This window comes from Paenibacillus sp. P22, assembly GCF_000469945.2.
Taxonomy (GTDB): domain Bacteria; phylum Bacillota; class Bacilli; order Paenibacillales; family Paenibacillaceae; genus Paenibacillus_O; species Paenibacillus_O humicus.
The window spans coordinates 1-15,046 of record NZ_CBRA020000022.1; the positions used below are offsets into that span (position 1 = coordinate 1).

Below are 15,046 nucleotides of genomic sequence, written 5' to 3' on the forward strand. Positions count from 1 at the left end.
TCCCGGCGGCGGCTTCCCCGGCGGGCCGGGCTTCCCCGTTCCTTTTACAGGAGCCGGCGCCCCTGGCACCGGTCCTGCAGGAACGGTCAACACGCCTGCGCCGGTAACCGTCCGCATTGAAGGCGGCGAATCCTTTCCCTATGTGACGGAGGATTACCAAATTCCTTATTATGACGGCATGAGCATTGCCCAGGCTCTCGAATACACCGGTGTCGTCCGAATTTCCCCCGGAGGCGGCGTACAATCCGTCGGCGGCGTGCGCAACGACATTTCGGACGATATCCGCATCGGCGACAACGTCCAGTACACCCTTCGTCTGAACGGACGGCAGATACCGCATACTCTGCTTACATTCCCCGTCCACCGGAGAGATGTCATCGGCATCGATCTTATCCACATCGGAACCTGAACGGCCGGCTTTTCCAAAGCACGCAGTTGATTCATGCAAGCGGCTTTTTGCAGGGAGCGGCTAGCATGCCATAGAGGGATAAACGCGAGCACGCTTCACTGATCCTTCCTGCTGCCCGCCGAGGTCGTTGAGCCGCATCGCAAATCACAAAAAGAGGGCAGCCCCCCAGTCATTGACTTTGGGGGCTGCCCTCTTATGGATTTACGCCATGACTTGGCAAATCTGGTTCGTGAACTCCACCGGATCCTCGATCGGCAAGCCCTCGATCAGCAGCGCCTGATTGTAGAGCAGCGAAGTGAACAAGCCCAGCTTGCTCTTGTCGCTCTCATAAGCTTCCTTCAGCGCGCGGAAGACATCGTGGCCGACATTCAGCTCCAGCACCTTCTGGGCTTTGACGTCGCCGCTGTTCGGCATCGCCTTCAGAATCTTCTCCATCTCGATCGTCACTTCGCCATCCGTGGCGAAGCAGACCGGATGCTTGCGCAGGCGCCTGGAAGCCCGCACGCCGCTGACCTTGTCGCCGAGCAGCGCCTTCATCTCCTCGAAGAGCGCCTTGTTCTCCTCATCGGCCTTTTCGTCCTCGGCTGTCTTCTCGTCCTCCTCGATGCCCAGATCGCCGCTGGAGACGGAGCGGAATTCCTTCTCCTTGTAGCGGGCAAGCATCTTCACGGCGAACTCGTCGATATCGTCGGTGAAGTACAGAATCTCGAAGCCCTTGTCGAGCACGAGCTCGGTCTGCGGGAGCTTCTCGATGCGCTCGGCCGATTCTCCGGAAGCGTAGTAGATATACTTCTGATCCTCGGGCATGCGGGCAACGTATTCAGCCAAGGTGACCAGCGCCTTGTCCTTGGAGGACGTGAACAGCAGCAGATCCTGCAGCGCGTCCTTGTGCATGCCATAGTCGCTGTAGACGCCGAATTTCAGCTGGCGGCCGAACGACTTGAAGAACTGCTCATACTTCTCGCGCTCGTCCTTCAGCATGCTCTGCAGAGCGCTCTTGATTTTGGATTCAATGTTTTTGGCGATCAGCTTCAGCTGGCGGTCATGCTGCAGCATCTCGCGGGAGATGTTGAGCGAGAGGCTCTCGGAGTCCACCATGCCCTTGACGAAGCTGAAGTAGTCGGGAAGCAGGTCGGCGCATTTGTTCATGATCAGCACGCCGCTGGAATACAGCTCCAGCCCCTTCTCGAACTCCTTGGTGTAATAATCGAACGGGATCGTCTCCGGAATGTACAGGATCGCCTGATAGACGACCGCGCCGTCGGCGCTCACATGCACATGCTTGAGCGGCTTGTCGAAGCCGTAATGCTTCTCGTGGTAGAACGCCTCGTAGTCCTCGGCCGTCAGCTCGCTTTTGTTCTTGCGCCAGATCGGCACCATGCTGTTGACCTGCTGCTCTTCGGTGCACGTCTCGAACTCATCCTCGCTGCCTTCCTTGAGACGGCTGGAGGAAACCTCCATCCGGATCGGATAGCGGATGAAATCGGAGTATTTCTTGATCAGCGCCTTGAGCCGGTAATCGTTCAAATACTCGTCGTAGTTGTCATCCTCGGTATTCGGCTTGATCTCCAAAATGATCTCGGTGCCGACCGAATCCTTGTGAGCTTTCTCGATCGTGTACCCGTCCGCACCTTCAGAGACCCATTTCCACGCCTCTTGTCCATCCAGCGGCTTCGTGACGACCGTCACGCGGTCGGCGACCATGAAGGCGGAGTAGAAGCCGACGCCGAACTGGCCGATGATGTCGCGGCCGTCCTTGGCTTCATTTTCCTGCTTGAAGGCAAGGGAGCCGCTTTTCGCGATAATGCCGAGATGGCTCTCCAGCTCCTCGCGGTTCATGCCGATGCCGGTGTCCCTAATCGTCAGGGTGCGCGCAGCCTGGTCGGGAATGACCTGGATGAAGTAGCTGTCCGGATTGAACGTCAGCTTCTCGTCCGTCAGCGCTTTATAGTAGATTTTATCGATGGCGTCACTGCTGTTGGAAATCAGCTCGCGAAGAAAAATTTCCTTTTGGGTATAGATGGAGTTGATCATCATTTCCAAAAGACGTTTGGATTCAGCTTGGAACTGCTTTTTTTCCACTTTGAAATCTCTCCTCTTGGATCGGGTAGATTAGCACTCGGAAATGAAGAGTGCTAAAACTTTATATACCACTCCGCAAATTGGCTTGTCAAGGATTGCCTCTGCTTCTAAGGGGGAAGCGATGAGGGCGGCGCTTCCTCGTGAACGGCAAGCCTTGAAAAAAGGCAGCCGCAGCGCAGGACACCGCGTCCAGCTCTGCAACTGCCTTGGATTGTCCAGTCCCCGCCCGTTCGACCGCTCTGCGCCATACACCCTGCTCCAAGCGGTTTGCCACCGTTCGACCTCTCCGCGCCTATACTCTGATCCTGCACGTTTTCCCAGCCTTGTCCGCTCAAACGGTCTGCCAGCTAAGCAGAGAGCCCGTTATGGACTGCCCCGCTAAGAGTTCCAGCCGCTTGGGCCATAGCCGAGAAGCTCCGCGAGCCTATTCCCCGTCTGCGGTCCCCAGCTCCTTGCCCTTGCCGCTGATCAGCTTGAGCTGATCGTTCTCGTATCCGACCTCGTAGGAAACCTCGAAGCTGCGGACGGACGTCTTGCCGTCCTGGCCATGCTCTTCGGCCGTAATGACGGCCTTGACCACGGCGGATCGCTCCCCGTCCTTGTCGACCTTGAGGCTTTTGATGACGACATTTTTGGTCGGCAGGTAGCCACGGCGGAAATCCTCGTAGGGATCCTGCTTCTTCCAGTTGATTCCCAGCAGCGAATACGCATAGACGTAATCGCCGTTGCTGAGGCTCTCGTAGAAGCGGGACACAAGATAACCGGCGTAGTCCGTAATGGATTTCTTGCCGGTCAGGGCGTTGGTCGCGCTCCCCGGAACGCCGGGCAGCTCCTTCATCGGTGTCTGCGACCATCCCTCGGCCGCGGACAGAATATCGGAGATCGGAATGCTGAACCCGATTTCTCCGTCCTGCATTTCCGCCGAGTTGATGCCGAGCACCATTCCCGTCCGCTGGTCGATGAGCGGCCCGCCGCTGTTGCCGGGAGCGATCGCGGCCGAAATCTGGTACATGTTCCGGTACGTGTACGGCTTCATCGAGAACGTGCGTCCCAGCCCGCTGATGATGCCCGGAGTTACGGTATTCTGCAATCCGAGCGGGCTGCCGACGGCCATGATGGCATCCCCGACCTCCACCCGCCCGCTGCGCTCCAGGCGCAGCGGCTCCGTTCCCTCCAGATCGGGCACGCGCACGACGGCAATATCGGTATCCGTGCCGATGCCGATCACCTCCCCCGTCAGCTCGCGGGCATCGGAAGTCGTCACTCTCACCGTTCTCGATCCCGCTACGACGTGGGCGTTGGTGATTATATCTCCCTTGGCGTTGTACAGAAAGCCGGATCCGAGGCCGCTTTCGCTCTGGATGGTGACGACTTTTTTCTGGATGCGGAAAATAATGTCCTTCAGCGCGGCTGCGTTGCCTGCAGCCGTACCCTCCGGCGGCGAAACCGCGAGCAGCGGCTCCATGCCCATCTGGCGGGGAATGTACCGTGCAGCGCCAAGGCCGTCCCCGCTCCCGCAAGCAGAACGGCTGCCGCCGCAGCGGCCGCAAGTGGCTTCGTCAGCCTCATGGCGGTCCCTCCTTTCTTATTTCTCGCGACGCTTAATCGATATACCAAGTCGCGCTAGTAATCGCTACGGACGCCTCGCTCTTGACCGAAGCGTTCTTTTCGGTGAAGGCGGCGCTTCCTCCCGGCTCGATGACCCCTCCGCTCGAAACGGATATCGTGCCGGAGCCGACCTGCACCCCTTCCGCATCCTTGAGGACATAGAAGAGCCGGATGGCGCGGATGCCCCGGGTCGCCTTGCTCTTCAGCCGGCCGGTAATGACGGCGCTGCCTTCCTCGCCTATGGAAGCGTTCAGCTCGACGATGTCGAATGCATCCGTCTGATTTTGCCGCTGCTCCAGATTGGCCATCTGCATGGCCGCATTCAGCCGCTTGCGCTCCTGCTCCTCGTATTCTTCCTTCTCTTTGTCGATCCGGGCAGACATATCTTGAAGCTTCGACGTGTTCCCCGCATGGCTGACCGTCTCGTCCACAGCGGCGCGGGCGGCAGAGAAGTCCTTCTTCCTCAGCAGCTGCTGCGCCTGGTTGATGCCCATTTGGACCATGCTGTCCAAAATGCGCTGACGCAGCTCAGGCGCCCCGGGAGCCTGGAGTCCGCGCAGCCTCTGGAGCCTCTCCGCCATTTCCCGGATCGTGCCCAGACCGTCCAGCTCGCTCGACACTTGCTGCACGGCCAGCCTTGCCCCCGCTCCCGCCAGCTTGTCGCGGATCGGATCGAACAGCTCCTCGTGGCGGCTGCTCAGCGTCGCCTGCGCTTGGCGCAGCCCGCTTTCCGCCTTCTCCAGGCTGCCCTGGTCGAGCAGCAGCCCCGCCGCCTTGATGTCATCGTCGAGCTTGGCCGCCTGACGGACGATGTCGATATCCTTGGCAATGCCGGGATTGCCGGGCCGGGAAGCCGCCGCGAGCTCGAGCAGCTGCTCGGCATTCCGGTACTGCCCCGCCTTGGCTTCCTTTTCCGCCTGTACATGCCAGGAACGCACCTTGGCGTTGACCTTCCCGTCATGGACGAAGACGGCAAGCACGGACAGACAGCTGATCAGCAAAGCAGCAGCCGGCAGCATCCATAGCCGGAAGTAGCCTGTCGCCGGTGCGCCCTCCGCAGCGATGGCAGGACGTTCAGTCCGAGACTGCTCCGCCTGCCCGCCTCCTCCATCCGCCTTGCGGCCGGACTCGCCATCGCGCGACATGCGGTTCCATATTTCCTGGGCTTCGCGGTCCTGAAGCGGCTGCGCGCTTGACCCGGCGCCGACATCCTTGATTTTTTCCAGCCATTCCGCCCGTTCGAGGCGGCGCGCCAAAATGGCCGCCGTATGGAGCGGCTTGCCGCAGCGGCTGCAGAACGAAGCTTCGTCGTCCATCGTCGCAAAACCGCAATAAGGACATGCCGTCCGCACTACCCGGCCGCGCTCTCCTTCACTGGTTTCCCTGCTCATCTTCCCAAGCCTCCACCATGTTAACCTGTTCCTATCGGATTCTCTATCTATTACTAACGGATGAAGTCACGGAAAAGCAATCAAAAACCAAAAAACCGCCCAGACAAATTCCTGTGCCCCGGACGGTTCATGATTCGGATGACTGCCCCTGCTAGCGCAAACCTAAAGCAACTCCGTCTCCAGCTTGCTTCTCATATAATCCCGTACCGCCTGAGACAGATCCTCGCGTTCCAGCGCCATGTCGATCGTCGCCTGTACAAATCCCAGCTTATCACCGACGTCATGCCGGCGTCCCTGGAATTTAAAGGCATGCATCGGCAGCACGGAATTCAGCTTCTGCAAGCTGTCCGTCAGCTGGATCTCGCCGTTCTTGCCCGGCTCCGCTCTTTCGAGCAGGCGGAATACGGCAGGGTCGAGCACGTAGCGCCCGACGACAGCCCAATTGGACGGCGCTTCGCCGGGAGCCGGCTTCTCCACCAGGTTCCGGATGCGGGGGAACATGCCTTCGCCTTCCAGATCCGCGATGCCGTATTTGTGGGTCTGATCCCAAGGAACCTCCATGACCGAGACGACCGAAGATCCGGTTTCCCGGTAGAAGTTCATCATCTCGCCCAGGCATGGCTGCGGCGAGCGCAGAATGTCGTCGCCCAGCAGCACCGCAAAAGGCTCGTTGCCGATGAAGCTGCGGGCGCAGAGCACCGCATGGCCCAGGCCAAGCGGCTCCCGCTGGCGGACGTAGACGATGTCGGCCAGCTTGGAAATGCTGCGGACGACCTTCAGCGTCTCCTCGTCGCCTCTTGCTTCCAGCTCGTTCTCCAGCTCGACCGATTTGTCGAAGTGGTCTTCGATCGCGCGCTTGCTGCGGCCGCTGACGATCATGATGCTCTCGATGCCGGATGCGGCGGCTTCTTCCACGATATATTGAATGGCCGGCTTGTCGATGAGCGGCATCATTTCCTTGGGCTGGGCTTTTGTTGCGGGCAGGAAACGGGTACCGAGGCCTCCTGCAGGGATGATTGCTTTGCGGATATGAGTCAAGTGGGGTCCAACTCCTTCGTCATGATAGAAACATGGCCGGATCCGGCCGACAAAATGCGATATGTAAATGAGTCGTTCAGTTCCAATTCCGTTGCTTCCAGTTTACCAATTCTTGTCGAAAGGCGCCAGCGGACGTATGAGAGGGCCGCCAAGGGGCACCATTCAGGTATATGCATCGGGGCGTTCCGCATGATCACAACCGAAAATTTAAGCATCGGCAGACAAAGGCGGATAATCGGCATGGCGGAGACGTTCCGGCGGCATGGGAAGCAAGCCCGCTTCCTTGAAGGACAGGCATTTGTATACTGTATCCATACGACGGCGGGAATAACCATTCCAGCCACAGCGAGCTTCCCTTCGAACCCGATGTCCGTCATCCGGAAGGACTTGATCTGTCCATTGCTTCTTTTGCACCTTCGACCGCAGCTCGAAAGAATCCATCCTGTTCGGCTTTCTTTGGAATGATTCAGCCCTAAAACAAATTCGTTGTCTTATACTCAAATTTGAATATAATAAGAATGGATCTTAATTTGCAGGAGAAAGAAGGAGTGAATTCCATGTCGGAGAAAGGCGCTCGCCAGACCCGATTCGTCGTAGCCGGCCTTATGCTGGCCATTCTGATGTCAGCCATGGACAACACGATCGTCGCTACCGCCATGGGGCGGATCGTCGATGATCTCGGCGGGTACGACCAGCTCGTATGGGTGACATCCGCTTATATGATCGCCCTCATGGCAGGCACGCCGATTTTCGGCAAGCTGTCGGACATGTACGGCCGCAAGCGGTTTTTCATTTTCGGCATCATCGTGTTCCTGATGGGCTCCGCGTTGTGCGGCACGGCCGGCAGCATTACCCAGCTGAGCGTGTACCGGGCCATCCAGGGCATTGGCGGCGGAGCTCTCATGCCGATCGCGTTCACGATCGTATTCGATATTTTCCCTCCGGAGAAGCGCGGCAAGATGTCCGGCCTGTTCGGAGCCGTATTCGGCATCTCCAGCATCTTCGGGCCGCTGCTCGGCGCGGTCATTACCGACCATATCGGCTGGGAGTGGGTGTTCTACATCAATATCCCGCTCGGCATTCTCGCCCTGTTCTTCATCGGGACCTATTACAAGGAATCCCTCTCCCATTCCAAGCAGCGCATCGACTGGGTCGGCGCGTTCACTCTCGTCGGAGCCATCGTCTGCCTCATGTTCGCCCTGGAGCTGGGCGGCCAGAAGTACGCTTGGGATTCCGGCATGATTCTCGGCCTGTTCGGCGGGTTCGTCGTGCTGCTGGCGGTGTTCCTGTATACGGAAACGAAAGTCGCCGAGCCGATCATCTCGTTCAAAATGTTCCGCAAGCGGCTGTTCGCGAGCAGCGTGCTGACCTCCTTGTTCTACGGCTCGACTTTCATCATCGCCACGATCTATATTCCGATCTTCATCCAGGGCGTGTACGGCGGCTCGGCGACCAACTCCGGCCTGCTGCTCATGCCGATGATGATCGGCTCCGTCGTCGGCAGCCAGGTAGGCGGCTTCCTGACGACCAAGCTGAGCTTCCGCTCCATCATGATGATATCGGCCGTCTTCTTCCTGGCGGGTGTCGTTTCTCTCGGCTTCATCAGCCCGGATACGGCCCGCTTCGTCGTGACGCTGGAGATGATCCTGCTCGGCTTCGGCGTCGGCTACTCCTTCTCCGTGCTGAACATGGCCGCCATCGACGGCTTCGACATGCGCCAGCGCGGAGCGGCGACCGCCACGACGACGTTCATGCGCTCCCTCGGCATGACGCTCGGCATTACGATCTTCGGCATCATTCAGCGCAACATCTTCACCTCGCGGCTGGAAACCGCGTTCGGAGGCAAGGCGCCGATCGGCGGGGGAGGCGGCGGCAACCAGCAGTTCCTTACGCCTGAAGGCCGCAAGGCGATCCCTGCCGAAGTGCTGAGCAAAATCGAAGCCGCGCTCGCGACTTCCATCTCCCACACCTTCCTGTGGGCTCTTATCCCGGCTGTCGCAGCCGTCATCATGGTCCTGCTCATGCCGGGCACGCGCATGACGATGAGCCGCAAGCCTGAACCCAAGCAAGAGCTCCGCACGGAATAAGCGGCGGGCACATGCAGGTCAAAGCACAGCAAAGAAAAAAAACAAGAACGACGAAAAAAAGGTCCCTGACAAGGGGCCTTTTTTGGTTTTCGCCGCCTTCGTTGACAGACGGATTCAACTTTATTATATTTAATACTAGTTAATAATAATTATAAATAAGGAGCTGATTTCTTTGACAACCCCATCCGCTGCTGCCATTCCATCGGTGTCTCAAGTGTTGAATCTCCACCTGGCCAATTGGAGCATTTTGTACGTGAAGCTCCACCAATTCCACTGGTATGTGAAAGGCCCCCAATTTTTCACCCTGCACGAAAAGTTCCAGGCTCTCTACGAAGAGGCCGCCTTACATGTCGACGAGCTCGCCGAACGGCTGCTGGCGGTCGGAGGCAAGCCGCTTGCGAGCATGAAGGAATATCTCGAGACGGCCACCGTCGAGGAAGCGGCGGGCAGCGAGTCCGCCATCGCCATGGTCCGGTCGGTCGCCGCCGACTTTAGAAGCATGATCGGCGAGCTCAAGGAAGGAATGGCCGCCGCTCAGAGCCGTCAGGACGAAACGACAGCCGATATGCTGCTGGCCATCCACACGTCGCTGGAGAAACATGTCTGGATGCTGGATGCCTTCGCAGCCGAGTAACCTCGGCTTATTGCCTTCCTCTCGAAGGACCTCGCTGCCAAAACAAGCTAGACGGGTGAGTTCAGAAAAAAAAGTTGAGATCGCAAAAAAAGGTTTGCGCAGCCATCCCTAGGGCGGCTTCCGAACCTTTTTGAGCTTTTTTGCCTATATCTCTTTTTCATTGAAGGTTACATCACAATCCTTGCCGGCCGTTTGGTGTAGCGGTTCGCATAGCTTGAGGCGCAGTAAGCCTCCGGCTTGACGCGGGGCACATAGCTGCCGATCGTCTCCACGCGGGCGATCATCTCCTGGACATACAGATGGGTCGGATTCAGGCAGGGCTCCGTGCCGGCATCGATATCGATGAACGTCCGAAGCTCGCCTCCCTGGTAGACGTACGGCAGAATCAGCTCTTCCATCGCCGGCACGATTCGATGCTCCTCCAAATATGCGGCCATTTCCTGGGAAAGGGAAGTCTCGAAGGCCAGCTTCTCGCGGATCGACGCCAGCTCCCTGTTCAGCACGAAAGGCCGGTAGCATGCCCAAGCCCCTTTGCCCACCCGTCTCAGAACGAGGCCCGTAATGAACTTGGTATGGCTTGGATGAACCTGGGAATCCGTCCCGATGGCAAAATGATACGCCGCCCGCGGATCCTCGCTTATGAAAGTCATCATCCGCTCGGCGACCTCGCCCAAGGTCAGATGCTGCTCCTTGACGTTGTGAAATCGAAGCCTGTTGCGGTAATCATGGGATTCCGGCTGTCTCTTGGACTTCGTCACGCTAGCTCTCACCCGCCCTCGCTGTCTTACCGTCAGCTTATGCTTGGATGGCCTTGCCTATGAACCGGCCAAGCAGACGGCGCTCCCATGGCGGCTGCATCGGGTAGAAAAACAGCCGCATCCAAGCCTCGCCGAAACGAGGACAGGATGCGGCTTGTTCCATGCATGACGTCAAACGAGGGAGACAAGGGAGGAGGCGATCTTCTCCCCGTTCCAGAGAACGCTCAGCTCCTCGCCGTCCCGAAGGGCGGCGACGCCGGCCGGCGTCCCGGTGAAGACGATGTCTCCCCGGCCCAGGCCGTAACGGCGGCCGATATGCTCCGCGAGCACATCCGGCTTGAAGATCATATCCCGGGCGTTGCCCAGCTGGGCGACCTCGGAGCCGCGCAGCAGAGCGAAGTCGGCGGCCTCCAGCCCGGCTAGACCCGGATAAGGACGCCAAGGCCCGATCGGAGCGGAATTCCGGAAGCCCTTGGCGGCGAGCCATGGATGGCCCTTCTCCTTGAGCCTGCTCTGCACGTCGCGCAGCGTCAGGTCGAGGCCGAGCGTCATCGCGTCGAACAGCTCGTCCGCCTCGATTCCCGGTTCCCAGCCGCGTCCCGCGCGAAGCACGATTTCCAGCTCGAAATGCACCTCTCCTTCCCCGCCCGGCAGCTCGACGGCGCTTCCGTCCATCGGAATCAGCGAATGGGTCGGCTTGGTGAACACCATCGGGGATTTCGGCACTTCGTTGCCGAGCTCAAGGGCATGCAGCCGGTAGTTGCGGCCGATGCAATAAATATTGCGTACGGATTCAAGGCTGTAGTCTTCATAGGCACTCATGCAGGGTCAGCTCCTGTTCTTTGCTTTCTGGGCTTCGATTTGTTCCGCAAGCTCGTTCAGATAGGTCCAGCGCTCCATCAATTCCTCCAGCCTGGCCTCCAGGCTCTCCTGGCGGGCCATGAGCTCCTGCAGGCGCACCGAGTCGCTTCCCGAAGCGCCCATCTCCTCCTGGACCCGCTCCAGCTCGGCTTCCGCCTCCGCGATGCGGCCGTCGATGACCTCAAAATCCTTCTGCTCCTGATACGACATGCGCAGCTTGGATTCCTTGCGCGGAGCTTCGGCCGGCTCTCCCGGCCGGGAGGCGGCAGACGGGGATGACGCAGCCGCCCTGGAGGACGAGTCCTGGAGACTTCCCTTCTTCTGCAGCTGCTCCTCGTAGTCCGAATAGTTGCCCGTATGCTCCGTGATGGCGCCGTTCTCGAACGCGAAGATCCGGTCCACCGTCCGGTCCAGGAAGTACCGGTCATGGGAGACGACCAGCACGACGCCCGGGAAGTCGTCGAGGTAATCCTCCAGCACGCCGAGCGTCGCGATATCGAGATCGTTGGTCGGCTCGTCGAGCAGCAGCACGTTCGGAGCGCCGCTCAGGATGCGCAGCAGCTGCAGGCGGCGCTTCTCCCCGCCCGACAGCTTGGAGATCGGCGACCACTGCATCGCCGGAGGGAACAGGAACCGCTCCAGCAGCTGCCCGGCGCTGATCGTCATGCCGTCGCCCGTGCGGACCTGCTCCGCCTGCTCGCGGATGTATTCGATGACGCGCATCGACTCGTCCATTTCCTCATGCTCCTGCGAGAAATAACCGAGCTTGACGGTCGGGCCGAGCACGACCTGTCCGCTGTCCGGCTCCATCCGGCCGGCGATCAGCTTCAGCAGCGTCGACTTGCCGCTGCCGTTGCGCCCGATGATGCCGACCCTGTCTTCCGGCACGGCGATGTAGCTGAAGCCGTTGATCAGCGACCGGTCTCCATACCCTTTGCTCACGTCTTCCAGTTCGATGATCTTGCGTCCCAGCCTGGAGGAGGCGACGGACAAGTCCAGCTTGCCGGAAGCCTTGCCCGGTCCAGCCTCCTTGAGAGCCTCGAAGCGCTCGATCCGCGCCTTCTGCTTCGTCGAGCGCGCCTTGGCGCCGCGGCGGATCCAGGCGAGCTCGTTGCGCAGCAGATTCTGGCGCTTGGACTCGCTCGCCGCCTCGCGCTCCTCGCGCTCCAGCTTCAGCTCCAGGAAGCGGCTGTAGTTGGCCGTATAGAAGAAGGCACGGCCCTGGTCCAGCTCGATGACGCGGTTGCTGACCCGATCCAGGAAGTAGCGGTCATGCGTCACCATGAGCAGCGCGCCGCGCCGCTTCTGCAGCATGCTTTCCAGCCACGCGACGGACTCGTTGTCGATATGGTTGGTCGGCTCATCCAGAATGAGCACGTCGGATGGCGACAGCAGCGCTGCGGCCATCGCCACCCGCTTGCGCTGGCCGCCGGACAGCGTGCCGAGCTTCGCCTCGTAGCTCGTAATGCCGAGCTTGGAGAGAGCGGTTCGGGCATCGCTTTCCAGCTGCCAAGCATCCTGCTCGTCCATGGCCGCGTTGGCCCGGAGCAGCCGCTCCTGCAGCGCGACATCCGAGCTGCTCCGCTCAAGAGCCTCCAGCGCCGCCGCATAGTCCCGCACAGCCTTCAGCTGAGGCGAATCCCCGCTGAGCACATGCTCCAGCACGGTTTCCTCCGGATCGAACTCCAAGTTCTGGAGCAGCATCCGCACGCTGACGCGCGGCGGAATCACGACGCTGCCGCTGTCGGCAGGCTCGATTCCCGCAATCGCCTTCAGAAACGTCGACTTCCCGGTTCCGTTCACCCCGATGATGCCGATCTTATCGCCGTCGGATATTCCGAAGCTTACGTCTTCAAACAGTTTTTTCTCTCCGTAGGTTTTGGAAAGATGCTCTACCGATAACAGATGCATATCAGGCCCCGGCTTTCTTGTTTTCTCGTCCTTCCATCATACCACAACTTGGCGGCTGCGCAGCCGCCGTCCGGTTCCGGAAGCTCAGAACCCGAAGCATAAGCCGGTTCGGTCCGGGCATCCCCCTTCACCCGTCTTGTCCGAAGGGTGGCTCCTGTACGGGAGGCTTATCGGCGCAGCCCCCCGCCTTTTGCCGAACCGCGCTTCTTTAAAAAGTCATTTCCAAGTCAGCTCTATCTTCATTTTCTGTTCATTTTGAAAGCGTAGGATAGGGAGCAATCCTTGAAACGAGGTGGATTCGATGAAACAGCGAATCGGCAAATGGAGAAAGTGGCAAATCGGCGCCGGCGGAGCGGCGGCCCTGTTTGTTTTGTTCAGCACCGTGCAAAACAGCACCGCCTTTCAGGAAAAGATCCAGTCCGGAGGAAATGGATCCGGCCCGGCATCGGAATCGGATGCCTCTGCCGCCGATCGGGACAGGCTCATGGACGATTGGCGATCCGGCAGCATGGACAACGGCGGAGCTCTCGACGGGGACACCGGCAGCCGTACGGGCAGGCATGGCCGGAGAGGCGGCGCCTCCCCGTCCGACGGAGCGGCAGGCGGCGGATCTCCAAGCGGCGGCTGGAGCCAATCCGACAGCGGCGGGGGCATGAGCTCCCGCTCGGGAGGCTCCTGATCATGCCGGCCGAATCCCGAATCGCGTTGAGGGCAATGAACACGGACATAACGGCCATTCTCCGCTGGCCCGACGATCGGACTCCCGATACGCCGGCCTATCATTCGCTGGTCAGCCGCTGGTTCCGCGATGTCGAGGCGAGGTTCAGCCGCTTTTTGCCCGGCAGCGAGCTCAGCGGCCTGAACCGGACCGGCCGCTCCTGGCAGCTCGTATCGCCGATGATGGAGGAGGTGCTCGCGCTGGCGCTGCAATGCTGCCGACAGACCGGCGGCGCCTTCCACCCCGGCCTGCTCCGCCAGCTGCAGCGGGAGGGCTATCTCCGCTCCTTCGAGCATGCGGCCACCTTCCGGCCTGCCGAAGCCTCCGGGCAGGCTGGACTCCTCCGCCCGGATCCGGGCGGTCATGCCGCCGCCGAGCCATTCGAGCTTGACGGGCGCATGGGCGCGGTGCGTCTCGCCCCCGGCAGCGAGCTCGATCTCGGCGGCATCGTCAAGGGCTGGGCCGCCGACCGGCTCGCCGGCTGGCTCCGCCGGAGGCACGGCTTCCCTGCCGGCATCGTCAATGCCGGAGGCGACCTCAGCGTATGGCAGGAGGACGAGGAAGCTCCTTCCACGGTCATCGCCATCGAGGATCCCTGGGACACCGGCAGGGATGCGGCGCGCCTGTCGCTGAAGCGTGGAGCCGCAGCAACCTCCTCCACCTTGAAGCGGCGCTGGGGAGAGGACGGATCCGGCCTTCATCATCTCATCGATCCCCTTGCCGGACGCAGCGCAGCGAGCGGCATCGTCCAGGCGACAGTCGCCGGGGCGGAGGCGGCCGAATGCGAGGCGTGGGCCAAAACCTTCTGCATCTGCGGATTGGAGGAAGGCGCGGCCCGGATGAAGCTCGGCGCTCCCGGCTGCGAAGCCGCCGTCATTACGGATAAGCGCAAGCTGATTCTGATCCCTTCCCGAAATCCCGGACGCTTCGTCTGGGAGCCCGGCACGCTGACAATTCAGGAGGCGACGATATGATTCAATGGATGGTGGAATGGCCGACATGGCAGCTGACGAGAATCGCCGGCATCGCGGCTTACCTGGCCCTGTTCGGAGGCATGACGCTGGGCATCCTGTACGGCTATCCCTTTTTGAAGGGAGCATCGAAGATCTCGGTCTACCGCTGGCACAGCCGGCTGACGGTCGCCGGCACGGCGATCGCCCTGCTTCATGCCGCCGTGCTCGTCATTGACACGTATACGCCGTTCACCTGGGGAGAGCTGCTCCTTCCATTCTCCGCGCATGACCATCCTGTCCTGTACGGCATCGGAAGCCTCGCCCTGTACGGCATGCTGCTCCTCATCCTCACGACGGATCTGCGCCCTCGGCTCAAGAGGCCTCTATGGCTCGCGATCCACATGCTCGCGTACCCTATGTTCGCAGCAGCGCTGCTGCATGGACTGCTGGCCGGAACGGACAGCTCTCTTGGCGTCGTCCAAGGGATGTACGCCGTGACCGGAGGAGCGACGCTGCTCCTGTTCTGCGGACGCCTCATCCCCCCGCAAGCCCGCAGCCCGGGCGGAAATCCTTCCCGGTCCGCGCAGGCCGGATGA

General features: G+C 60.4%; 13 protein-coding genes and 1 pseudogene. 6 read left to right on the top strand and 8 right to left on the bottom strand.

All coding sequences use genetic code 11. From position 1 onward, the window contains the following. Nucleotides 1-409, top strand: a pseudogene (locus tag BN871_RS28220) (hypothetical protein); the annotation flags it as partial. Nucleotides 410-610: 201 nt separating this feature from the next. On the opposite strand, the gene htpG reads toward BN871_RS28220, so the two are convergent. The 5 genes from htpG to galU all read right to left on the bottom strand — a co-directional run bounded on the left by htpG (nucleotide 611) and on the right by galU (nucleotide 6,528). Beyond that, nucleotides 611-2,491 (bottom strand): molecular chaperone HtpG, encoded by a 1,881-nt coding sequence (gene htpG, locus BN871_RS05480; protein WP_021880259.1) that lies wholly within the window; start codon nucleotides 2,489-2,491, stop codon nucleotides 611-613. Nucleotides 2,492-2,915: 424 nt separating this feature from the next. Next, the gene (locus BN871_RS05485) at nucleotides 2,916-3,956 is read right to left on the bottom strand and encodes a S1C family serine protease (RefSeq protein ID WP_232312828.1); all 1,041 of its coding nucleotides are present in this window, start codon (nucleotides 3,954-3,956) and stop codon (nucleotides 2,916-2,918) included. Continuing rightward, a complete protein-coding gene (locus BN871_RS28825) occupies nucleotides 3,893-4,060 on the bottom strand; it encodes a hypothetical protein (protein ID WP_232312830.1) in 168 nt (55 codons plus the stop codon). The genes BN871_RS05485 and BN871_RS28825 overlap by 64 nt, the downstream gene beginning before the upstream one ends. A 32-nt stretch (nucleotides 4,061-4,092) precedes the next feature. Continuing rightward, nucleotides 4,093-5,490, bottom strand: coding sequence for a zinc ribbon domain-containing protein (locus BN871_RS05490; protein ID WP_021880257.1), 1,398 nt, complete (start codon nucleotides 5,488-5,490; stop codon nucleotides 4,093-4,095). A 162-nt stretch (nucleotides 5,491-5,652) separates the two neighbouring features. Next, nucleotides 5,653-6,528 (bottom strand): UTP--glucose-1-phosphate uridylyltransferase GalU, encoded by an 876-nt coding sequence (gene galU, locus BN871_RS05495; protein ID WP_083436264.1) that lies wholly within the window; start codon nucleotides 6,526-6,528, stop codon nucleotides 5,653-5,655. Between the two features lie 557 nt (nucleotides 6,529-7,085). On the opposite strand from galU, the gene BN871_RS05505 reads away from it, so the two are divergent. Then, nucleotides 7,086-8,615: an MDR family MFS transporter gene (locus tag BN871_RS05505; RefSeq protein WP_048744955.1), complete on the top strand. Its 1,530-nt coding sequence runs from the start codon at nucleotides 7,086-7,088 to the stop codon at nucleotides 8,613-8,615. A gap of 172 nt (nucleotides 8,616-8,787) precedes the next feature. After that, a complete protein-coding gene (locus BN871_RS05510) occupies nucleotides 8,788-9,249 on the top strand; it encodes a Dps family protein (RefSeq protein WP_232312832.1) in 462 nt (153 codons plus the stop codon). Between the two features lie 167 nt (nucleotides 9,250-9,416). Here BN871_RS05510 and BN871_RS05515 read toward each other — a convergent pair whose 3' ends face one another. The 3 genes from BN871_RS05515 to BN871_RS05525 all read right to left on the bottom strand — a co-directional run bounded on the left by BN871_RS05515 (nucleotide 9,417) and on the right by BN871_RS05525 (nucleotide 12,779). Continuing rightward, nucleotides 9,417-10,007: a ribonuclease H-like YkuK family protein gene (locus tag BN871_RS05515; RefSeq protein WP_048744935.1), complete on the bottom strand. Its 591-nt coding sequence runs from the start codon at nucleotides 10,005-10,007 to the stop codon at nucleotides 9,417-9,419. A gap of 171 nt (nucleotides 10,008-10,178) precedes the next feature. Continuing rightward, nucleotides 10,179-10,829: a fumarylacetoacetate hydrolase family protein gene (locus BN871_RS05520; RefSeq protein WP_021880250.1), complete on the bottom strand. Its 651-nt coding sequence runs from the start codon at nucleotides 10,827-10,829 to the stop codon at nucleotides 10,179-10,181. Between the two features lie 6 nt (nucleotides 10,830-10,835). Beyond that, nucleotides 10,836-12,779, bottom strand: coding sequence for an ABC-F family ATP-binding cassette domain-containing protein (locus BN871_RS05525; protein ID WP_021880249.1), 1,944 nt, complete (start codon nucleotides 12,777-12,779; stop codon nucleotides 10,836-10,838). Between the two features lie 301 nt (nucleotides 12,780-13,080). Here BN871_RS05525 and BN871_RS28225 point away from each other — a divergent pair, with 301 nt between their 5' ends. The 3 genes from BN871_RS28225 to BN871_RS05540 are packed head-to-tail and all read left to right on the top strand — an operon-like array spanning nucleotide 13,081 to nucleotide 15,046. Beyond that, nucleotides 13,081-13,458, top strand: a complete 378-nt coding sequence (locus BN871_RS28225; RefSeq protein ID WP_048744936.1) for a hypothetical protein — start codon at nucleotides 13,081-13,083, stop codon at nucleotides 13,456-13,458. A gap of 2 nt (nucleotides 13,459-13,460) precedes the next feature. Further along, complete coding sequence (locus tag BN871_RS05535; protein WP_048744937.1) at nucleotides 13,461-14,471, top strand: FAD:protein FMN transferase; 1,011 nt, start codon at nucleotides 13,461-13,463, stop codon at nucleotides 14,469-14,471. Beyond that, the gene (locus BN871_RS05540) at nucleotides 14,468-15,046 is read left to right on the top strand and encodes a ferric reductase-like transmembrane domain-containing protein (protein WP_048744938.1); all 579 of its coding nucleotides are present in this window, start codon (nucleotides 14,468-14,470) and stop codon (nucleotides 15,044-15,046) included. The genes BN871_RS05535 and BN871_RS05540 overlap by 4 nt, the downstream gene beginning before the upstream one ends.